Source organism: Mesorhizobium zhangyense, assembly GCF_011045115.1.
GTDB lineage: Bacteria > Pseudomonadota > Alphaproteobacteria > Rhizobiales > Rhizobiaceae > Mesorhizobium_M > Mesorhizobium_M zhangyense.
Genome location: NZ_JAAKZG010000001.1, coordinates 234405 through 255727, shown reverse-complemented (window position 1 = coordinate 255727; position 21323 = coordinate 234405). Strand labels below are relative to the sequence as shown.

General features: G+C 61.6%; 22 protein-coding genes. 9 read left to right on the top strand and 13 right to left on the bottom strand.

The genetic code is table 11. From position 1 onward, the window contains the following. Positions 1 to 164 precede the first annotated feature (164 nt). The 3 genes from G6N74_RS01255 to G6N74_RS01245 all read left to right on the top strand — a co-directional run bounded on the left by G6N74_RS01255 (position 165) and on the right by G6N74_RS01245 (position 3315). The gene (locus tag G6N74_RS01255; protein ID WP_165113428.1) at positions 165 to 1133 is read left to right on the top strand and encodes a helix-turn-helix domain-containing protein; all 969 of its coding nucleotides are present in this window, start codon (positions 165 to 167) and stop codon (positions 1131 to 1133) included. A gap of 140 nt (positions 1134 to 1273) precedes the next feature. Continuing rightward, on the top strand, positions 1274 to 2791 hold the full coding sequence (gene adh / locus G6N74_RS01250; RefSeq protein ID WP_165113426.1) for an aldehyde dehydrogenase: 1518 nt from the start codon (positions 1274 to 1276) through the stop codon (positions 2789 to 2791). A gap of 173 nt (positions 2792 to 2964) precedes the next feature. Continuing rightward, entirely contained in the window at positions 2965 to 3315 is a 351-nt protein-coding gene (locus G6N74_RS01245; protein ID WP_165113424.1) for a DUF779 domain-containing protein, read from the top strand. Between the two features lie 144 nt (positions 3316 to 3459). Here the strand turns inward: G6N74_RS01245 and G6N74_RS01240 are convergent, their stop codons facing one another. The 6 genes from G6N74_RS01240 to G6N74_RS01215 all read right to left on the bottom strand — a co-directional run bounded on the left by G6N74_RS01240 (position 3460) and on the right by G6N74_RS01215 (position 9661). After that, positions 3460 to 4377 (bottom strand): alpha/beta fold hydrolase, encoded by a 918-nt coding sequence (locus G6N74_RS01240; RefSeq protein ID WP_165113422.1) that lies wholly within the window; start codon positions 4375 to 4377, stop codon positions 3460 to 3462. A 1170-nt stretch (positions 4378 to 5547) separates the two neighbouring features. Then, complete coding sequence (locus G6N74_RS01235; RefSeq protein WP_165113420.1) at positions 5548 to 6033, bottom strand: hypothetical protein; 486 nt, start codon at positions 6031 to 6033, stop codon at positions 5548 to 5550. 171 nt (positions 6034 to 6204) lie between these two features. Next, positions 6205 to 7107, bottom strand: a complete 903-nt coding sequence (locus G6N74_RS01230; RefSeq protein ID WP_165113418.1) for a DMT family transporter — start codon at positions 7105 to 7107, stop codon at positions 6205 to 6207. Between the two features lie 250 nt (positions 7108 to 7357). Next, positions 7358 to 7897, bottom strand: a complete 540-nt coding sequence (gene fae / locus G6N74_RS01225; protein WP_165113416.1) for a formaldehyde-activating enzyme — start codon at positions 7895 to 7897, stop codon at positions 7358 to 7360. An 84-nt stretch (positions 7898 to 7981) separates the two neighbouring features. Continuing rightward, positions 7982 to 9034 carry an aldo/keto reductase gene (locus G6N74_RS01220; protein WP_165113414.1) on the bottom strand — a complete coding sequence of 351 codons (1053 nt, stop codon included), beginning with the start codon at positions 9032 to 9034 and terminating at the stop codon, positions 7982 to 7984. 138 nt (positions 9035 to 9172) lie between these two features. After that, a complete protein-coding gene (locus G6N74_RS01215) occupies positions 9173 to 9661 on the bottom strand; it encodes a hypothetical protein (protein ID WP_165113412.1) in 489 nt (162 codons plus the stop codon). Between the two features lie 343 nt (positions 9662 to 10004). Between G6N74_RS01215 and G6N74_RS01210 the strand changes: the two genes are divergently transcribed. Beyond that, positions 10005 to 10169, top strand: coding sequence for a hypothetical protein (locus G6N74_RS01210; protein WP_165113410.1), 165 nt, complete (start codon positions 10005 to 10007; stop codon positions 10167 to 10169). Between the two features lie 114 nt (positions 10170 to 10283). Next, positions 10284 to 11327: a DUF1176 domain-containing protein gene (locus G6N74_RS01205; protein WP_165113408.1), complete on the top strand. Its 1044-nt coding sequence runs from the start codon at positions 10284 to 10286 to the stop codon at positions 11325 to 11327. Between the two features lie 39 nt (positions 11328 to 11366). On the opposite strand, the gene G6N74_RS01200 is transcribed toward G6N74_RS01205, so the two are convergent. Genes G6N74_RS01200 through G6N74_RS01170 form a run of 7 tightly spaced genes read right to left on the bottom strand, consistent with a single transcriptional unit; the run spans position 11367 to position 17688 of the window. Then, a complete protein-coding gene (locus G6N74_RS01200) occupies positions 11367 to 12248 on the bottom strand; it encodes an alpha/beta hydrolase family protein (RefSeq protein WP_165114396.1) in 882 nt (293 codons plus the stop codon). Between the two features lie 27 nt (positions 12249 to 12275). Next, positions 12276 to 13889 (bottom strand): NTP transferase domain-containing protein, encoded by a 1614-nt coding sequence (locus G6N74_RS01195; RefSeq protein WP_165113406.1) that lies wholly within the window; start codon positions 13887 to 13889, stop codon positions 12276 to 12278. Next, positions 13886 to 14596, bottom strand: coding sequence for an XdhC family protein (locus G6N74_RS01190; RefSeq protein ID WP_165113404.1), 711 nt, complete (start codon positions 14594 to 14596; stop codon positions 13886 to 13888). The genes G6N74_RS01195 and G6N74_RS01190 overlap by 4 nt, the downstream gene beginning before the upstream one ends. A 5-nt stretch (positions 14597 to 14601) precedes the next feature. Continuing rightward, on the bottom strand, positions 14602 to 14940 hold the full coding sequence (locus tag G6N74_RS01185; protein ID WP_165113402.1) for an XdhC family protein: 339 nt from the start codon (positions 14938 to 14940) through the stop codon (positions 14602 to 14604). Positions 14941 to 14984: 44 nt separating this feature from the next. Next, positions 14985 to 16232 carry a vWA domain-containing protein gene (locus G6N74_RS01180; RefSeq protein ID WP_165113400.1) on the bottom strand — a complete coding sequence of 416 codons (1248 nt, stop codon included), beginning with the start codon at positions 16230 to 16232 and terminating at the stop codon, positions 14985 to 14987. 9 nt (positions 16233 to 16241) lie between these two features. Next, the gene (locus tag G6N74_RS01175; protein ID WP_165113398.1) at positions 16242 to 17171 is read right to left on the bottom strand and encodes an AAA family ATPase; all 930 of its coding nucleotides are present in this window, start codon (positions 17169 to 17171) and stop codon (positions 16242 to 16244) included. A 16-nt stretch (positions 17172 to 17187) separates the two neighbouring features. Further along, positions 17188 to 17688, bottom strand: a complete 501-nt coding sequence (locus G6N74_RS01170; RefSeq protein WP_165113396.1) for a flavin reductase — start codon at positions 17686 to 17688, stop codon at positions 17188 to 17190. A gap of 182 nt (positions 17689 to 17870) precedes the next feature. On the opposite strand from G6N74_RS01170, the gene G6N74_RS01165 reads away from it, so the two are divergent. The 4 genes from G6N74_RS01165 (at position 17871) to G6N74_RS01150 (ending at position 21289) form a co-directional block, all read left to right on the top strand. After that, positions 17871 to 18947 (top strand): branched-chain amino acid ABC transporter substrate-binding protein, encoded by a 1077-nt coding sequence (locus G6N74_RS01165; protein WP_165113394.1) that lies wholly within the window; start codon positions 17871 to 17873, stop codon positions 18945 to 18947. After that, positions 18944 to 19957 (top strand): P1 family peptidase, encoded by a 1014-nt coding sequence (locus G6N74_RS01160; protein WP_165113392.1) that lies wholly within the window; start codon positions 18944 to 18946, stop codon positions 19955 to 19957. Before G6N74_RS01165 ends, G6N74_RS01160 begins: the two co-directional genes overlap by 4 nt. Before the next feature lie 70 nt (positions 19958 to 20027). After that, the gene (locus G6N74_RS01155; protein WP_376767671.1) at positions 20028 to 20750 is read left to right on the top strand and encodes a DUF2259 domain-containing protein; all 723 of its coding nucleotides are present in this window, start codon (positions 20028 to 20030) and stop codon (positions 20748 to 20750) included. 125 nt (positions 20751 to 20875) lie between these two features. After that, positions 20876 to 21289 (top strand): hypothetical protein, encoded by a 414-nt coding sequence (locus G6N74_RS01150; protein WP_165113390.1) that lies wholly within the window; start codon positions 20876 to 20878, stop codon positions 21287 to 21289. The last annotated feature ends 34 nt before the right edge of the window (positions 21290 to 21323 follow it).

Sequence of the window (21323 nt, the reverse complement as noted above, 5' to 3'; positions counted from 1 at the left end):
TGAATTGACCTTGCGATCGACGACAAGAACCGGAGAAATCTCATCCTTTCTATGAATTGACGTGCAGGGATCGGCAAAGCAAACGTGGCTTGCGACCAAGATATGGCTTCGGGAAGGAGCCGGATCCAGGCAGAGGAGAAGAGGCTAAAGTTTCGGGAGGAAACATGGTCGGACACTTACCCGCCCTTCATGCAGACCGCATTCAGGCCGCGATCACTTCGGACGCAGCAGCGAAGTCCGCTCTTGTAGCGTCCTGGCGACGTTCATCATCCTTGCATCAGCTCGATCCGGCAGAACGCAAATCCCCCAGGCGCCTGACCGAGGCGGAACTGAGGGAGGCGCGACAGAAGATCGAGCCGCTGCTTGCCGCCGCAGGCCCCAACCTGGACAGGCTTTATCTGGCCGTCGGCGGCGTCGGTTGCTGCGTACTCCTGGCCGACCGGGATGGCGTGCCCGTCGATCGCCGCGGTGCGCCGTCCGACGATGAGACATTCCATTCCTGGGGCCTGTGGACCGGCTCCGTCTGGAGCGAGGACAGCGAAGGCACCAACGGCATCGGCACCTGCCTCGTCGAGCAGCGCGCGCTCACCATCCACCGCGACCAGCATTTTTTCACGCGCAACACCGCGCTCAGCTGCACCACCGCCCCGATCTACGACCACGAGGGCAATCTGGTCGCCGCACTCGACGTATCCTCCTGCCGCGCAGACCTGACGGAAGGCTTTGCCAATCTGATTTCGATGGCAGTTATCGACGCCGCACGCCGCATCGAGGCGGAAAATTTTCGCATGTCGTTCCCCACGGCACGCATTCTGCTGGCGCCGACGATCGACAAGAGCGTCGGCGCGCTTGTCGCGGTCGATGCCGACGATCTCGTGGTCGGCGCGACGCGTTCCGCACGGCAGGCGCTCGGCATTACGCCGGATTGCCTGACGCGCCCTCTCCCGGCAGTCGATCTGTTCGGTGCGACGCGCGGCGAGCCGGAAAACCTCGCCCATGCCGAGCGCAGCGTCCTGCAACGGGCGCTCGCCCGCGCCGATGGCAACGTCACTGCCGCAGCGCAAGTGCTGGGCATCAGCCGCGCCACGCTGCACCGCAAGCTGAAGCGTCTCGACGTATCGCGCCCTCATTGATTTTCTCCCTGCGAGGTGTCGCAAGACTGCGACACACAGGGGCTGCAATCGCGCCTGCCCGGGCTGACAACGCATCAAGCAGCGCCGATCCTGCCTCTCGAAACGCCGCATCCTGCGGCGTCGCTTCTCGGGAGGAAGATATGAACAAGGTTGAATTTTCCCGCACGGCCAAGGTTCCCTTCGCCAAGCGCTACGACAACTTCATCGGCGGCAAATGGGTTGCGCCGAAAGCCGGAAGGTATTTCGAAAATATCTCACCTGTGACCGGTCGTCCGCTCGGCGAAATCGCCCGTTCGGATGCGTCCGACATCGAAGCGGCCCTTGACGCCGCCCACAAGGCCAAGGACGCCTGGGGCAAAACCGCAGCAGCGACGCGCGCCGACATGCTGCTCAAGATCGCCGACCGCATGGAGGAGAATCTCGACCTCCTCGCTCTGGCCGAGACCTGGGACAACGGCAAGCCGATCCGTGAATCGACCGCAGCCGACGTGCCGCTCGCCATCGATCATTTCCGCTATTTCGCCGGCGCCTTGCGGGCGCAGGAAGGCAGCCTCTCGCAGATCGACGACGATACCGTCGCCTATCACTTCCATGAGCCGCTCGGTGTCGTCGGCCAGATCATTCCGTGGAACTTCCCGCTGCTGATGGCATGCTGGAAGCTTGCGCCGGCGCTGGCTGCCGGCAATTGCGTGGTGCTGAAACCGGCCGAGCAGACCCCCGCCACGATCATGCTCTGGGCCGATCTCATCGGCGATATCCTGCCTGAAGGCGTGCTCAACATCGTCAACGGTTTCGGCCTCGAAGCCGGCAAGCCACTGGCCTCCTCGCCGCGCATTGCCAAGATCGCCTTCACCGGCGAGACGACGACCGGCCGGCTGATCATGCAATATGCCAGCCAGAATCTCATCCCGGTGACGCTGGAACTCGGCGGCAAGTCGCCCAACATCTTCTTCAGGGATGTTGCCTCCGAGGATGACGATTTCCTCGACAAGGCGATCGAGGGCTTCGTCATGTTCGCGCTCAACCAGGGCGAAGTCTGCACCTGCCCCAGCCGCGCGCTGGTGCATGAGAAGATCTATGACAAGTTCATGGAAAAGGCGCTGAAGCGCGTCGAGGCGATCGTTCAGGGCGACCCGCTCGACCCGGTAACGATGATTGGCGCACAGGCATCCAGCGAACAGCTCGAAAAGATCCTGAGCTATTTCGACATCGGCCGCCAGGAGGGCGCCGAGGTTCTGACCGGCGGCGAACAGAACCACCTGCCCGGCGATCTCGCCGGCGGCTACTATGTCAAGCCGACGATCTTCAAGGGCCACAACAAGATGCGCGTCTTCCAGGAGGAGATCTTTGGACCGGTGGTTTCGGTCACAACCTTCAAGGACGACGATGAGGCTCTGTCGATCGCCAACGACACGCTCTACGGCCTCGGCGCCGGCATCTGGACCCGCGACGGCACACGCGCCTATCGCTTCGGCCGCGCCATCCAGGCCGGTCGCGTCTGGACAAACTGCTACCACGCCTATCCAGCGCATGCGGCCTTCGGCGGTTACAAACAGTCCGGCATCGGCCGTGAAACGCACAAGATGATGCTCGATCACTACCAGCAGACCAAGAACATGCTGGTCAGCTACAGCCCGAAGAAGCTCGGCTTCTTCTGATCGCCTCCTGAGCATCGGACCGAAAAGTGGAACCCGGTTTTCGGAATATTCCGATGCTCATTCAAAGTGTTAGATCGTCCTTTGTGCGTCCGAATGGACGCACGGCGATCTAAGGCGTCGGCGGCGTGGTCGAAATGGCCACGCCGCCTCATCTTTTATCAGGGAGTATCCGCATGGCCGAAAAAGTCTCTCTGGGAAAGGTCTCATCCACCCCGGAAGCGGAAGCGTTCCTGGCCGAAATCATCGCTGATCACGGCCCCGTCCTGTTTCATCAATCCGGCGGCTGCTGCGACGGCTCCTCACCCATGTGCTACCCGCGCAGCGACTTCATCGTCGGCGATCAGGACGTACTTCTGGGCATGATCGGCGAGACGCCGGTCTATATCAGCGCCTCGCAATTCGAGGTCTGGAAACACACCGATCTCATCATCGATGTCGTGCCCGGACGCGGCGGCATGTTCTCGCTCGACAATGGCCGCGAGAAGCGGTTCCTGACGCGCTCGACGATCTGCGCGGTTCCATGAAGCTCCCTGATCTTTTCAGTGCCAGGCAAGCGGAAATATCCAAAGACAGACACTCGACGAAATTTGGGCCGTGTGTTGTTGCACAGCATGAGCCTGCCCGCGCTTCCCTCTGAAAGCGCCGGCATTTTTCGCAGTAGAGCTCCTCTACTTCTTCGACTCTTCCACCACCTCATCCCATGTCTTCACCTTGGTCTGGCCGTCGAGGAACGGCAGCGTGGTTGAAACCAGTTCGGGTGCGAAGAAGACGTCGTAGTGCGTGCGGTTGGGAATGATCGCCAGGCGGTTCTGCGACATGGTCTCGCGCATCCAGCCGGCGTCCTTCAGCCCACCGCCGAGCAGCTGATAGAACTTCACGATATGCTCGGGTTTGTACATGTCGCTGTCGGCGAACACGATCATGACCGGCATTTTCAGCGTCTTGACGTCTTGCGAATAATCATAGTCCTGGCGCATGAAACTCCCCATCTGGCCGAGCAGTTTGGGAAAATCCTCCGGCTTGGGTGCTACCGCGACATAGGATTTGTACATCGGCGTATCCTTCATGAAGTCGGCGGCTGCGGCCGTCACCTGCGCCTGCTGGGCACGCATGTCGTCATAGAAGCCGCTGGCCGCGTAACCCGCAGATACCAGCGCCACCCGGCGCACGGTCTCGGGATGCTGCACGGCAAGCCGGAAGGCGACGCCGCCGCCGAAGGAATAGCCGAGCACATCGACCTTGCCGTAGCCGAGCTCCTTAAGCACCGCCGCCATATCGTCGCCCAGCGCCGTCAGGCTGATCTCGCGCTCGCCGAGTGCCGTGCGGCCATGGCCCTGAAGATCGACGGCGATCACCTGCCGGTGCTCGGTCAGCGCCGGCATGATCGGCGCGAACATGTCGATCGAGCCGAGCCCGCCATGCAGCAGCAGCAGCGGTTCGCCCTCGCCATGGATCTCATAGTAGTAGTTCACGCCATTGTTCTCGACATAGCCGGTTCTTGCCTTGGCTTCCTCTGCCTCGGCGGTGCGCGGGCCGGCAAAAGCGGCGGCTGCGGTGGCGAGCATTGCAATCAGCATGGTCTTCATCGTCGTCTCCCGTTTGTCTGCCGGCTTCGCCTCGCTCTGCCGGACCGTCGATACCCTTAAGACGAACGGGTCGCGTGCAAGCCGACAGGATGCTGCAAAGAATCTGATGGTGAGGCAAAGATAGCTTGGTGGGCTTGGTGACTGGCGGTGCCAATCATGACATCGTCATCCCGGAAACCGCAGCGAAGCGGAGGTTATCCGGGACCCATTGGCCGCAGCATCGTCAAGCACGGCCCGGTCTTGCCGCTGATGCATTCTGCACCGCCGAAACGCTTCTCCGTTCCGGCATGGATTCCCGACACTCTCCGCTCGTTCCTCGCTCACGAGGTCGAGAATGATGAATTGCATTTAGGCTCGCCGCTAATCTCAAGCGTTGGCGTTGACGGTTTGGCGTTGACGGTTTGCGAAAGCAGCAAATAACAAGCTCGTCATCCTCGGGTCGCAGCATGAGCGCAGCGAATACGAAGAACCCGGGGATCCATGCCGGAACACCTCTGGCGGCTGCTGCGGTGCAGAACTGTGGACTGTGAAACTAGCGGAAACTGTAGGAAAGATTTTCACGCAATTTCCACACAACCCATTGTTTTCCCTCACCCCACACATTTTTTCACGCCAGATCTATCCACACCCCAAAACACCTCCGGCATAATCCGGTCATCGCTCCTGCGGGACCGGGTCTGGAACCGGGATCAAGGGGGAGTGGCGGTGACCTCCCGCCCTGGTGTGGTAGCCAGGGACCCGAGGGCCCGACACAGGCCGGCGTGGAACGAGCACGGCGCAAATGCCTCTGCCCAAAACCATGCGGAGAACCCGCGGCGTCTTGTCCATGGAATGTACATGGAGCGGGCGTTGTGACCGGCCGACTTCGGGACAGATACCGAGACAGGCGGTCGAGAGATCGCAGAAAAATACAAAAGATGAGCGAGATTTCGGCCGCCCGTCTTTCCCGATCTTTGACAATAGCCAGACGGTGAAAACCGGGCGTGGCGATGATGAAGCGTGCCTCTCCTTCTCCCCTTGTGGGAGAAGGTGGCCGACCCGAAGGGGAGGTCGGATGAGGGGTGTTGGACGGATCGCAGACGCTGGAGTTTCTTCCAACACCCCTCATCCGTCTTGGCGCTGCGCGCCAATCCACCTTCTCCCACAGGGGGAGAAGGAAGAGGATGCTGGCTAAGCCACCATCGGCTCCAGCGCCAGCCGGCGGCGGCCGCCGGGCGCGCGCAGTGGTCCGAGCGAGGAGCGCGGTACAACGAGATCCATGCCGCGCGCGACAGCGGAGGCGACCGAATTGCTGTTCTGGGTCAGGAAGGAATAGCGCAAGCCCGAGGCGGCGATGCGGTTAACAGTCCTCATGCCCCGCGCCCAGCGCGCTGCGACCTCGCGATGAGACGCTTCCAGCAACAGCACGGTGCGGGACGTCGGGCGGGTATGGAATTCCGGGCAATATGCGAGATTGCGGTGCGCATAGTCGGTTTCCACCGCGGTCAGTCGGCCGAAGATCGAAAAATAGTTGAAGGTGCCGTCGGGATTACTCGCCCCGCCATTGATCTCGTAGAGCGGCCGCCCGTCGGGATCGACCCAGACGATGAAATTGTGGCTCGGCACCCCGGCAAAGCGCGGAATCGGGTACGAACCGAACAGGATTCGGTGCTTCATGGCGGAACGGCTTTTCACAGGAATTCTAGCGTAGATTCCTGTTTATTCGTTTCGCCGTCTAATGCAATCGATTGGCCGATCAAGCTTTGTTTATTGCAGTTTGATGACGCGAGGCCGGCTAAAATATGTGGGTGCGTTTGCAGTCGGCCATCGCCTGAACCTCGACACACCCTAGCCGCGCCGCGCGACCAGTATCCCGGCAAGGACGATGATCCCGCCAACCGCCTGCATGATGCCGATCGTCTCGCTGAGAACAAGCCACGCCAGTATGGTCGCGACCACAGGCTGGATCAGCAGCGTCAGCGACGAGAAGGCCGCCGGCAGCCAGGCCAGCGCGAAGATGATCAGCCCCTGCCCGCCGGCGTGGGTAATCCAGGCAAGACCGAGCAGAATCGCCCAGCCGAACAATGTGAGAGGCCAGAACCCGGTTTCGAAGAACAGCGCCAGCGGCAGCATGCAGATGGCTGCCGAGCCGGTGGTCCACAGCATTACGGTCAGCGTCGAATAGCGGCTGCGCACCTTTCCGAGCGAAAGGATGTAGCCGGCATAAAAGACCGCGGCGATGATGGCGATGACGTCGCCCTTGATGTCGCCGCCGCCCAAGGCTGCCGGCCCGCCCTTGAGGATGACGACGCCGGCCAGCGCCAGAGCGAGCCCGGCGAGGAAAATGCGGCTGATCTTCGTGCGAAAAAGCAGCCAGCCGCCCAGCGTCACGAAGATCGGCGCCATATTGGCGAGCAGCGTCGCATTGGCCACCGACGTCAGGTGAAGCGAGATGTGCCAGGCGACGAGATCGCCCGCCAGCATGACGCCGGGCACGCAAAGGGCGATATAATCGGAAAAGCCGGCGGGCCGTGCATCGGCCTCGCCGCGTGCCGGGCTGGCAGCCTGCCAGGCGAGCAGCGGCAACATTCCCAGCGCCACGCGCCAGAACGCCGTCATCATCGGCCCGACTTCGGAAAGCCGCACGAAAATCGGCGAGCAGCCAATGACGATGCCGCCTAGGAGCAGCGCGGCCAACGCCCAGCGTTGCGATCGCAAGATCGCAGGCGCAGTGATGGAGGTGCTGCTCATGGACATGGAACTCTGGCGGCCGGAAGGTCTAGGGACGCATCCATAGACCCTTGCGGTCGCGGAAATCACAGCCAGCGCGGCTTAAGCGGAGGTCCAGCCAGAGCGGAGCGATCGTTTTGATAACTCGCCCTGCCGAGGCATATGGCGTGGGATTTCGAGAACCGGAGCGGAATGGACATTAGGTCCATGAGCACCGGAAGCGCAGAAAACCGCGTCAGATGACCGGCGGGACGAGTTAGGAAACGATCGCTCAGTAGTCGATGACGCCGTCGAGCGCATAATGCTTCACCGTCTTGCGGTTGGCGATCAGCTCGTCAACCGTCGGCTTGCCGGTCATGGCGCGCGAGATGGCGATCTTGGTCGCTTCGTAATTGGTGCGGTAGAGATCCTTCTTGTCGAGGTTCTCGTCCTCCGCACAGCGCGGATCGAGCCAGATCATGATGATCATGCAAAGCTCTTCGGCCTCGTCCTTCGGCAGGATGCCCTCAGCAAGGCAATCGACGATCGCGTCGCCGGTGGCTGCCTGCACCACGCCGCCGAGCAGCTCGGCATAGGCCATGTTCTTGATGGTGCCCTTCGTCGTCATCATGGTTGCCGGCTTCACCTGCTGGTTCAGGTCGCGCACGACGAACATGCGGGTATGGCCCTTCACCTGTCCCATCATCGAGGCGAAAGCCTGCCCCACCGGCCCGCGTACCGAGCCGATCAGAACCTCGGGCATCGCGTCCGTCGCCTGTCCTTCGGCCGCAAGCACCGTCGCCTCGCCCGTGCGGAACCAGATATCAGTCATGATTTTTTCCTCTCGTGAATATGGCGCGCAACTTATCGGGCAGGCCCGGGCCGGTCCACTGGCCAGAACGTCACAATCTGTCGTTCAGGGGCACGGATTGCCGACGCGCTGGTGAATGTCGTCGACGGCCTTCTGCATCTCGTCGGTCCAGGTCACGTCAGCCGACGCCAGCGCCATTTCGAGCTGCGGAATCGAGGTGGCGCCGATGATGTTGGAGGTCACGAACCAGCGGCTCGTCACATAGGCGTTGGCGAAGAGCGCCGGCTCCATGCCGAAGTTTCTGGCAAGCTCGTTATAGGCGAGATGGGCCTCGGCGGCATAGGGCGTCTCGTAGCGCTGGGCGCGATTGAACAGCGTGGTGCGCGCGCCTTCAGGCCGCGCGCCGTGGTCGTATTTTCCGGTCAGATAGCCCTGCGCCAACGGCGAATAGGCAAGAAGGCTGACATCCTCGCGTTCGCACACTTCGGCAAGATTGATCTCGAATGTGCGGTTGACGAGGTTGTAGGCGTTCTGCACCGAGGCTGCGCGAGGGCCGATGCCCTTGTCGCTCTCGTTAAGAAAGCGCATCGCGCCCCAGGAGCTTTCGTTGGACAGGCCGAGATGCCTGATCTTGCCGGCCTTCACCAACTCGTCGAAGACAGCAAGCGTCTCGGCAATCGGCGTTTCATCCTCGGCGCGCTTGCCCGGCTCATTAGCGATACGCGTCGGGTTGGAGCCCCAGGGGATAAGCCGATCCGGAAAATGGATCTGGTAGAGATCGATATAGTCGATCTGCAGCCTTTTCAGCGATTTCTCGACCGCATCTAAGATGTCGGCGCGCACCAGCTTCGACGGCCGCCCTCCCCGGAACCATTCATTGGAAGTGCGGCCGACGACCTTGGATGCAAGCACAACGCTGTCGCGGTTGCCGCGCGCCTTCATCCAGTTGCCGACGATGATTTCGGTGCTGCCCTGCGTCTCGGGCTTTGGCGGGATCGAGTAGAGTTCGGCTGTGTCGAGAAAATTCACGCCGCGCGAGAAAGCGAGGTCCATCTGGGCATGACCCTCAGCCTCCGTGTTCTGTTGCCCCCATGTCATGGTGCCGAGGCAGATTTTCGAAACAGTGAGATCGGTGCGGCCAATGCGGCGCTGCTGCATGGGAAGTCTCCGGACTTGGCGGGATATCTTGCGTGGTCGCGCTGGGAGGGTGCGCGGGTGCATACATAGACCACAGCAATGCGGCCCGCCAAGCCACCGCCTGCGCAAATGTCGATCAGGATATGGTGAATTTGCCCGTCAGCGCTTGGCTGGCTTGGCGGCCCGCCGCTTGGCGTCGTCGATCAGCATGTTGGCGACCTGCATGCGCACCATGGCGCGCTGGCGCAGATGCGGCGCCACGCGGTCGGGATGATTGTGGAAAGCAAAACTCCGACGGAGCCGGCCAAAGTCGGCACTCGCTTTTGCCGCCGCCAATCCAAGTTCCTTGGCAATCTCCTCGGGATCTATCGGCGGCAGCTTTTCGATCTCGGCCACTTCGTCCGCAGCCAACCGATCGAGATTCGCTAGCAATGCGGCAAAGCCAGCCTCGAAATTCTCGGAAGCGTCGCGATATTCGGCGGTAGCGGTCTCCGTCGAGACTTTGATCCGACCGGAATGAAGCTCATCGGCAACGGACATATAATCGAACGGCACCGATGGGCGGGGAGATGCCTCCTCGAATGGAGCCGGATTGACGAAAAGATCGTCAAGCAGCGAGGCGAAATCGCGGGTAGTGTTTGTTCCCAAGACAGGCTCCTCTGCCGTCAACGCGCGCGACTGGCCATTTCGCTCCCGACCATAGGACAGCGCTCGTTAAAAATAGCTTGGCGTGATGTGGAGAAATTTAGGTGCAATCCGTTTCATGCAAACAGACCTGCCAAAAAACGGGCCACACCGAAGTGCGGCCCGAATGCGTCTTGCGACGAGGAAAAACCTGCTTTCGGCCGGGACAGGAAAATACGGGCCGAGTGGCAAGAAAGTTTCAGTCGCGGTTTCGATGAAACACATGGCAGCCATGCAAATGCTGCTCTGCACAATGGATATAAATCGATTATATTAGCTGCGGGAGGACCAACGAAAGGTCCTGATCATGAAGTTCCTGACTGAAATGTTCACCAGCCGGCGCCACCGCGAAAACAGCCGCTACCGCGCCGCGTTCCAGATGCTCGACGCGATGAGCAATGCAGACCGCGCCGACATCGGCGTAAAACCTGCCGATTTTCCGCGCATCGCTCGCGAGATGGCTCTCAAATAACAGCCAACGGTCTCCGGCGCCTCGCGCCGGGACGACTTTTGCTGCGGATGTTTGGCCGTCACGACCACGCCGCATTCCATGGCAGATACTATCCGTCGAATGGGAGATTCGCGGATGAAACGAATAGTGCTCGCCGCCCTTGCCTCGAGTCTGGTTGCCGCTTCGGCGCTGGCCGCCGAGCCAACCTATCTCGACAACCGTTCCGACGCCGCCTCGCTTATCCGCTCGCTCTACAATGCGGTTAATCGCCAGGAATATTCCCGCGCCTGGGACTATTTCGGCGATACCAAGCCTGCGAAGGATTACGAGGCCTTCGTCAAGGGGTACGAGAACACCACCGAAGTGCAGGTCGTCACCGGCGAAGCCAGCGCCGAAGGGGTCGCGGGAAGCACCTATTTCAGCATTCCCGCCGCGATCCTCGCTCGCAAGAAAGACGGCAGCGAAGCCGTGTTCGGCGGGTGCTACACAGCGCGTCTCGTGAACCCCCAGCTACAGGAACAAACCTTTACCGGCCTGCGCATAGAAAAGGGTGATCTGAAGCCGAGCGACAAACCGCTGGGGGAAGCCCTGCCCGCCTCATGCGGCGATGGTCCGGCTCCCACGCCGAAGGATGCGGTTCTGGAACAGGCCAGAAATGCATTTGCCGCCACCCACTCGACCCAGTGCACCTCGCTTGCGCCCGGCCAGCCCGACGACGCGATAAAGCCCGAGGAGCACACCATCTCGTTTCATCCCGCCGGCAGCGCCGAAAACGACCCCGAGCAGAAGGCACGGCTTTTCCGCTTCTTCTGCCTGGCCGGCGCCTACAATGAAATCCACGTCTATTACCTGGCCGACGAGACGAACGGCGTGCGCGAATTGCATTTCGCGACGCCCGAACTCGACATTCATTACGAAGGCGGAAACAGCGAGGGCAAAGTCGAGGCGATTAACATCATCGGTTACCGCAGCGAAAACCAGCTCATCAACTCGTCCTACGACGACGCCACCAAGACGATCACCTCGCACGGCAAATGGCGTGGCGTTGGAGACGCCTCCTCAGACGGAACCTGGCTGTTCCGCAACGGCGACTTCACCCTCGTGCAATACGACGTCGATGCCTCCTATGACGGCGAAATCAACCCTGAATCGATCGTCGACTACAATACGGCCCCTTAAATCGTGGTCCTAAAATGACCGCGAAACAATGGGATAGCGTCACCGCTTGAGAGAAAGCATCCAGTTGAGAACCTCACGCCAGTCGGTCATGCGTATCGGCGTGCCATGCGTACCGGTCTCGAAGCGGACGAAGCGGGTCGGATAGCCGGGCGACTTGGCCGAAATCGACCGGAAGAATGCCTCCTGCTTGTCGATCGGAAAGACCGGGTCCTTGCTGCCCTGCCCGAAGAAAACCGGTACTTTACGCTTGAACGCAGGGCTGATCAGGAAGCCGTCATCCCACAGCGACCCCAGCAGCAGCAGGCCAGATATCCGGGGCGCGATGGCTTTGTCAGCGGCAAGTTTCCAGCACAAGGCACCGCCCATCGAACCGCAAGCCACGAACACCGGCGCGCCGGGCGATTGCTCCGCGTAATGCGCGATCAGTGCGGAAATCTGTGCGGCACCCTTGTCGCCGAAATCCGGGAAATCGGGTGAGAGGTAAAGGCCGCCATTTGCGGCCATCAGGTTCTTCACCCGGTTGAAATTGCCGCCGAAGGTAAAATCGTCGACGCCCTGCTTACGGCTGCCACCCTGCCCGTGCAGATAGACCGTAATCAGCCTGGCATTCTGCTGCGTACCGACCGCGACGTGCCGGATGTCACCGCTGTCGGTCTTCAGCACCAGATCCTTCTGGACCTTGCGAACGCCGGTGGAAACATATTTGCCGCGCACGCGCCGTTCGGGAATCTCGTCACGCTCGTTGATGTCGCGCATCTCGCGATAGTCGACCACCGTATAGGCGCCGCCCTGCGCGGTGGACAGGATGCCGGGATAGGCAAACAACTCGTCCTTGAAGGGAGAAAGCGTCAAACCGTCGGCAGCAGCGAGCGGCGGCGCAGCCGCCAGAAACAGCGCGGACACCAGCGCTCCGCGCAACATGGTCTTGAGAATCATGAGCCTCGCTTCTCAGGTTTCCTGCAGGATGCCGCCAGCTTCCACCATGGCGTCGCGCGTGTCGACGTCAATCGCGGCACCTGCGCCGATCTCGACATCGATAACGTCGGCACCCTCGGCCTCGACGATATGGCGCGCGCCTGTGTCGCCCTGCAATGTCGCAACGGCAGAAAAGAGCGCGCGCGGCAGAAGCACCGGATTGCCGCGCTTGCCGTCATGGGTGGCGCGAACGATCGATTGTGCCCCGGACCTTCGGAACGCCTCTACCATATGATCAAGATCGGCAGCCGTTACCGCCGGCATGTCGCCCAGCACCACCAGCGCACCGGCCGCATCGTCCGGCAAAGCGGCGATGCCCGCTTTCAGCGAAGAAGAAAGCCCGGACGCGAAATCCGCATTGTGGACAAGCTTCATATCGAGCCCGGCAAGCGTTCTTTCGATCCGGTCGGCCTGATGACCGGTAACGACGATCGTGCCGGCAGTACGCGATGCAATCGCGCGCTCGGCACTTTGCCTTATCAGAGGCTTGTGGTCGAACAGCGCCATCAGCTTGTTCGGCCCGCCCATGCGGCTCGACCTGCCTGCGGCAAGCAGCACGACATAGACCTTCGGGTTGCGCGGTTTCTCGCCTATCTCGCGCGGCTGCGGCCGTGTCGGAATTTCCATCAGCAGGCCGCCGACGCCCATCCCGGCAATGTCCATGCCGGTGACCGGAAGCCCGGCAATCATGCGATCCAGCACCCAGTCAAAACCGTTTTCCTTGGGACTGCGGGCGCAACCCGGCGCGCCGATCACCGGCTTGCCGCTGACCTCGCCAAGAACGAGCAGATTGCCGGGATCGACCGGCATGCCCGCGCGAACCACCTTGCCGCCGGCCTGAACGATCGCAGCCGGGATAACATCCTCGAAATCGCTCATCGCCGATGCGCCGAAGACGACAACCATATCGTTGTCGACTAGCAACTCTTCGACGGCCTGCTTCACCGCACCGGTTTCATGTGGCGTGCGGCGCTCCTGCGTTATCCGGCTTTGCGACCGGGCGAAACGCGCAGCCGTGATGTTCGCCGTCTTGTTCAGCACGCTTTCCTTCAGGCCGGGAAGCATGGTCTGGACGAGCCCGATGCGCCTTGGCAGGAAGGGATGGACCGCAAAGACTTCGCCCGATTTCACCAGTCCGGTTACCCGCGCGACCAGGTCGCTCGGGACCGCAAACGGAATGATCTTGATGGTCGCAACCATCTGGCCTTTCTCGACCTCGGCATATTGGGCAACGGTTGCGATGGTGATTGCGGGATCGACTGCATTGACCGCGTCGATTGTCGCCTTGTCGACGGTAAAGACGCCGGAAGCCTTGGCATGAAGATTGACGCGGCCGGTCGCAGCCGGCTTGGTTTCGATGTTGTCGACCGAGAGCTTTTTGGCGATGCGATCTGCGGCCTCGTCTTCGCCGAGATCGCCCGGATCGAGCCTCGCCACGACGAGTTCGCGAATGCCGGCTGCATTCAGCGCGGCGATATCCTCGTCTGAGAGCACATGCGCTTTGCGCAAACGCCTTTCACCCACGGAGACCGAGTGCGCCAGTATGGCGCCTTCGGCGTCTTCAGTGCGGATCGCCCCGAACTTCACGCCGCCTGGCCCTTTGGCAACCTTGCCGTACCGCGCGAACGGAATGCGCGAATGACTTCAGCCAGCACCGCAACGGCAATTTCGCCCGGGCTGGCCGAGCCGATGTCGAGCCCGATCGGCGCGTGGATTTTTTCGATGCCCTCGCTTGGCGCGCCCATGGCCATCAACCGCTCGACACGCTTGGCGTGGGTTTTGCGGCTGCCCAGCGCGCCGATATAGAAGCAATCGGCGTCGAGTGCGGCTTTGAGTGCAAAATCATCGATCTTGGGATCATGTGTAAGTGCGGCCAAAGCCGTGTAGCCATCGAGCGGATGCGCCTTCAGAACATCTTCCGGCCATTCGGCAAACAGCGTCACATCGGGAAAGCGATCGTCGGTCGCAAAAGCCGTACGCGGATCGATGATTTCGAGCGGATAACCCGCGATCTGCGCCATCGGCGCCAACGCCTGGCTGATATGAACCGCGCCGATCACCACCAGCCGGGGCTGCGGCAGATGGACATTCAGGAAAAAATTCCGCCCTTCAGCCACGACCGAACCGGAATTGCCGCTGCGAAACGCCTTGACGATCGCCTCGCCAAGTTCCCCCGCAACCGTATCGCCCTCGCGCACCATGCGGTCGCGGCCATCGCCCAGATCGGTGACGAGTATAGCCGCGCGTCGCGCCCGGCGCTCAGCGTTCAGCTTTTTGAGATGCAGCGGATCCATGCGGCCTACCCCAGCCGCTCGACATAGACTTTGATGCGCCCGCCGCAGGAAAGCCCGACCTGCCAGGCGGTCTCGTCGGCAACGCCGAATTCGAGCATGCGCGGCTTGCCGCTTTCGATCACGTCCGCAGCTTCGGATACGACTGCGCCTTCGACGCAGCCACCCGACACCGACCCATGAAAATTGCCCTCGGCATCGATGACCAGATGGCTGCCGACCGGCCGCGGCGCCGAGCCCCAGGTTTCGACCACGGTGGCGATGGCGACGTCCTTGCCGTTCTTCATCCAACCTTCCGCGATGATCAGCGGGTCGCGGCTTTCATCGAGATGCGCTGTGTTTTGCATGACGCTCCCTCACGTTTCATCGATTTCCCAGACACCAAATATGGTCACGCTGCATGCGGTCTGCCAATCCCCATCCAGCGGCGGGGATCAACATCGCGTGTCGTCGCCTTGTCCAGCGATGCGCAGAGGTCGGACAGAGCGTTGAGATTGTGCACCGGGCGGAACTCGTCGACATGCGGCAGCATCGCCTTGACGCCGCGAGCACGCGCTTCGAAACCGTCGAAGCGCAGAAGCGGATTGAGCCAGATCAGCCGCCGGCAGGATTTTCTCAGCCGCTCCATCTCTTCGCTCAGGCCGGCAACGTCGTCCCGCTCCAACCCGTCGGTAATCAGCAGAACGACAGCGCCTTGCCCAAGCACGCGGCGCGACCACAGCCGGTTGAACTCATGCAGCGTATCGCCGATGCGCGTACCGCCGGACCAGTCCTGAACGGCAGCCGAACTGTCCGCCAACGCCTCATCGGGATCGCGATGGCGCATCTGGCGGGTCAGGTTGGTCAGCCGCGTGCCGAACACGAATGTATGCACGCGCCTGCGCTTTTCCGTCAGCGCATGCAGGAAATGCAGGAAAATACGCGTGTACTGGCTCATCGAGCCGGAAATATCGGCCAGAACCACCAGCGGCGGGTGGACCTCGCGAACCGAGCGGAATTTCGGGAGAATAAGCTCGCCGCCGGTGCGGGCGGCGGCCCGCATCATGGCGCGCGGATCGACACGGCCGCGCGTGTCGGGCCGAAAACGTCGCGTCGCGACCATGTCGAACGGCAATTGCAGGGCGGCGATGGCGCGCTTGGCATCGCTCATCTCGGCAGCGCTCATCTGCGCGAAATCCTTACCGCGCAGCATCTCGTTACCCGACACGGTGAAGCGCGCATCGATCTCTATCTCGGGAATCTCGCGCGGCGGCTGGTTCTTTTCGTGGCCCTCGAACATCGCCTGGCTGACGCGGTTCTCGGCGGTGCGCGGCTTCTGCTTCTCGCGCTTGTCGGGCGCGACCGGCGAAAACATGGCGATCATCTTCTCGATCAGCTCGCGCGATTTCCAGAACAGCCGAAAGGCCTCGTCGAATGTCGCATGGTCCTCGTGACGCGAGACCAGAACGGCATGCAGGGTCCAGTAAAAGTCGTCGCGGCTGCCGATGCCTGCCACCAGCACCGCCTCTATCGCATCCTTGACCGAAGCCGGCCCAACACGCATGCCGGCCTTGCGCAAGGCACGGGCGAAATAGACGATGTTGTCGGCAATGCGGCCTTCGGGCTTGGCGGTTTTGGAGGCGGCAGCGAAATCATCCATCGCCACCACCTACTCCGCCGCCGAAAGCTCCGCCTTCACCTCATTGAGGATGCGGCGGCCTTCGCCTTGCTCGATGCGCGCTATGTCGTCCTGATATTTCAAGAGCACGCCGATCGTGTCGGAAATGGTTTCGGGATCGAGTGCGACCTTGTCGAGTTCGGTCAAGGCGCTCGCCCAGTCAATGGTCTCGGCAACGCCGGGCACCTTGAACAGCTCGATCTCGCGCAGCTTCTGGATGAAGCGGACGACCTCAGCCGAAAGCCGCTCGTTGGCCTGCGGCACCTTGCGGTTGACGATTTCCAATTCACGCTCGGCATTGGGATAATCCACCCAGTGATAGAGGCAGCGCCGCTTCAGCGCGTCATGGATTTCGCGCGTGCGGTTGGTGGTGATGATGACGATCGGCGGTTCTTCCGCCTTGATCGTGCCGAGTTCCGGCACCGTCACCTGGAAATCGGAAAGGATTTCGAGAAGGAAGGCTTCGAACGCTTCGTCGGTGCGGTCGAGTTCGTCGATGAGGAACACGGGTGCTGCGCCATCCTTGCCGGTCAGCGCTTCGAGAATTGGCCTGCGGATCAGGTATTTTTCGGAGAAGACGTTGCGTTCCATGTCGGAGCGATCGACCTTGCCGGCCGCCTCCTCCATGCGGATCTCGATCATCTGCGCGGCATAGTTCCACTCGTAGACCGCCGATGAAACGTCGAGCCCCTCATAGCATTGGAGTCGGATCAGCCGGCGGCCGAGAGCCTGGGCCAGCACCTTGGCGATCTCGGTCTTGCCGACACCCGCCTCGCCTTCCAGGAAAAGCGGCCGCTTCATGCGCAGGCTGAGGAAAAGCACTGTCGCCAGCGCCCGGTCGGCGACATAATCCGCCCCGGTCAGCATCTCGAGTGTTTCGTCGATCGATTGGGGAACCGGGCGTGGCGTCGCTTCGTTCATTGCGTCTCCAAGGGCCTTATCGGCCGAGGACGTGATAGCCGCGGTCGTGATAGACGAGCGGCTCCAAATTATCGCCGATGCGCAGGCCTGTCACCTTGCCAAAAAGCACACGATGGGTCGCCAGATCCTTGGTATCGACCAGCTCGCAATCGAAAACCGCCAGGGCATCGGCAAGCGTCGGTGCGCCGCTGGAAATCTTGTCCCACTGCCCCAGCGCGAAACGTTCGTCAGCCGACAGCTTGGTGATGCCGGAAAACCCTGCCGCCAGATGCTGGTGATGGGAAGACAGCGTATTCAGCGCGAAATTGCCGTTCTCGACGAACAGCAGATTGTTGGGGTTTTCGCGATTCACGCATACGAGAACCATCGGCGGCGTATCCGACACCGAGCAGGCCGCGATCACTGTCGCGCCGCGCCTGCCGGCAGGCCCGTCGGTCGTCACCACATGGACGGCTCCGGCAAAATGGCTCATCGCATCGCGGTAGGCATGCGGCTCGATATCGTTTTTCTTCAACACTCGGTAAACCCCACGAAAGTCGGTTGTCCGGTATATATGGCCAAGGACATAACGCCACAAGCAATGCGACTTGGACCACGGTTGAATTAGCGTGTTGCGCTATCAGGGGGCAGCCTTTACCTCTTGGCCGGAAAATGATGCCGGCTATGCCCTTGCCGGCATTGGGGGAAACGTTGAAACGCATGCGGATTGCAGGCTTTATCATTGGCGCACTATCGGCGCTGGCGCTCGCCGGCGGTCCTGCTCGGGCGGAGCCGATGCGCATCGGCGTGGCCGCCCCGCTCAGTGGCCCTTCCCAGCTTCTTGGCGAGCAGATCCGCAACGGCGCACTCGAAGCGGCAAGCGCACCCGACATCACAATTGAAGTCGCCGACGATGCCTGCACGGGCCAAGGCGGCGAAAATGCCGCCCAGCGATTCGTCGACGCGAAAGTACAGATCGTCGTCGGCTTTCTCTGCACGGAGGCCATCGAAGCCGCCTTGCCGATCCTGAAGCAGGCAAACATTCCCGTCATCACGGTCGGCGTGCGCACTGACAGCCTGACCGACCGCCGCGAAAAAACCGGCTGGCCGGTGTTTCGCCTGGGACCGCGCGCCGACAGCGAACGCGAGGCGGCCGGGCGTCTCCTGACCCGGCTTTGGCGCGATGAGCTTTTTGCGGTCATCGACGACGGCACGATCTACGGGCGCGAACTGGCCGAAAGTTTTCGAACGACGGCTGAGCAAAGCGGGCTAAAGCCCGTATTTGCCGATACATTCCGGCCGCAGCTGGACAACCAGATCGGTCTGGTTGGCAGGTTGCGCAAGGCCGAGGCAACGCATGTATTCGTCGGCGGCGACCGCGATGATATCGCCATCATGGCCCGCGACGCAAAACAGATCGGCGCAGACATCGTCTTTGCCGGCGGCGAGAATTTGCGCTCCGCACCGGGAGACGTGCCGCTCGCCGAAGGCACATTGATGATCGCCCTCTCGGAATGGTCCGATATCGCCACGCCAGCCGCCCTCGCGACGCTCGCAGCCAAAGGAATAGTCCCCGAGGGCTACGTGCTTCCGGCTTACGCAGCCACCGAGATTGCCATAGCCGCCGTGACCGAAACCACTGATACGGGAAAACCTTTGACCGGGACGCTGGCTGGCCGCGAGTTTTCCACCTCAATCGGCAGCGTGAGGTTCAACGACAAAGGCGATCTTTCGACGAACCCCTATCGCCTGTTCCGCTTCGACGGTTCACGCTTTCTGCCTTTGGACGTGCAATGACCTTCAGAACCGGACCGCGCAATCTGATCACCGATGTCGCCGGCCTGCGCGTCGGCAATGCGGACGATGCAAAGCTCAAATCCGGCGTTTCCGTCGTTCTCTGTGACGAGCCGGCGGTGGCAGGCGTCCAGGTGCTGGGCGGAGCGCCGGGCACACGCGAAACCGATCTTCTCGAAGCGCACAATTCGGTCGAGACCATCAATGCGGTGGTGCTTTCGGGTGGTTCGGCCTTCGGGCTCGACGCTGCTTCCGGCGTGCAGGCGGCATTGCGCGAAAAGGGCATCGGCTTTGCAGCGCGCGAATTTCGCGTTCCGATCGTGCCGGCTGCGATCCTTTTCGACCTGCCGAATGGCGGCGACAAAGACTGGGGGCTTTACCCGCCCTATCGCGAACTCGGTTACGAGGCCGTGCAGAACGCAGCACTTGATTTCGCGATCGGCACAGCCGGCGCCGGGACCGGCGCTTTGAGCGCGGGATTGAAGGGCGGCCTGGGTTCGGCCTCAACGCTGCTGCCCAACGGCGTCACCGTCGGCGCGCTGGTCGCTGCAAACCCGACCGGGTCTGTTACCGTTGGCCACAGCCGTCATTTCTGGGCAGCACCTTGGGAGATCGGCGATGAATTCGGCGGGCTTGGCCTTCCCGCGCCCCTGCCCGCAGATGCCCAGGACGTTCGGCTCAAATTCCGGGACGGGCTAAAGGCCGGCGAAAACACCACCATCGCGATAATCGCGACCGATGCGGTCATGACCAAGGCGGCCGCCAAACGGCTGGCAATCGCAGCGCATGACGGCTTTGCCCGCGCCATCTGGCCGACACACACGCCCGTCGATGGCGATCTTGTCTTTGCACTTGCGACCGGGCAGAGCGGAAAGACGCTCGAAATAAACGACGCCATCGACCTCTATGCCGCCGCAGGCGCGACCATGGCGCGGGCGATCGCCCGAGCGATCTTTGCTGCGACTTCGGCCGAGAATGACCTGTTTCCGGTCTGGTCGTCGCGAAAGGTCTGATTTGCCATTCATTAGGGCAACGCCACTAGGATGCTCAGTCTGGGAAAATGGGCAGGTCGGGAAGAAAGTCATGAAGCCAATGCGACTGATCGCTTTTGCAGCCACGGCTTTCCTCGCCGCAACCGCGCTCTGCCGCGCCGGCGACGTCGCCAATCTGGAAGTCATGGGCTTCAGCGCCGACGGCGGGATATTCGCCTTCGAGGAATATGGCGTGCAGGATGGATCGGGCTTCCCCTATTCCAACCGCTATTACATCGACACGTCCACCGACAAATTCCTGCCCGGCTCGCCGGTGCGCGTCAGGCTCGATGACGAGAGCGCGAGCCTCGAAGCGGCTCGAAAGCAGTCTTCCGAGCTTGGCGACAAGATCGTCAAGGGAACGGGTCTGAATCGTGGAATTGCCGCAGGTTCCAGCCCGGTAACCGAACTGAACGCCGATCCGCATCGCATGGTCGTCAATCCGCGCCCGGTGTTCCCGCCCATAGACGCTCCGCTCGAGGTTCGGCTTGAGGAAATTCCCTTGCCCGCAGCCGGGAGTTGCGAGGGGATGGGCGAGACATCCGGCTTCCGCCTGCTCCGTGTCGATGCACGTGACGACGGCCAGACCGCCCTTCTCCATGAAGACAAGACAATCCCGCAAAGCCGTAGCTGTCCGCTCGGATACCGGATCGGCGGCATCCAGACCTTCTTCGGCGAAGGTGGCAAACCCGCTTTTGCCGTACTGATCGCCATACGTGGCGTCGGCTTCGAAGGTCCGGACTACCGCTGGATAGCGGTGACGGGCCGATTGTGAGCGCTTCCGGCATAGCGGCTGTTGCCGGCAACCAAGGGGTCCGGAAGTGTCTCCTCGCACGCCTTCGCCGCACCCGCCCGTCAGTTCGGGTCGCATCGATAGGCGCACTGCTTTGGGCCATCGCGATGGCCGGCAGCGCGCTTTTCAATCTCATGCTCGATGCCTGGGAAACGCCAGATAAGATGCGGACCGTGACAACACTGTTCGCAGCCGGGGGATTCTTGGCCTTTCCGCTCGGTCTATGGGCCGCCGGCTTTCTTTCAGAGGGCAAGCGCGCCGAAACGGCATTCGCCGCCGCATTCGTTTCCTTCGCCGTCGCAACGATAGGCGTTACGGCTGTGCTTTATGCCATTCAGTATCGCCTCTACTACGCGCAATGGCACGCCGACGCATTCACCGTGATCTGGGCATTCCAGATCGTTTTCACGGGCCTGGCCGCATTCTATCAGTTCACAGTGCTGGGGATTCGCTTGTTCTTCCCGATCGGCTTCGTCGTCCTGTTTATAGCTGCTTTGTGGTTTGCGCGCCGTCTGCATTGAGCAATGCGCCCTCCTCTGTTAGGACGCCGCTGAA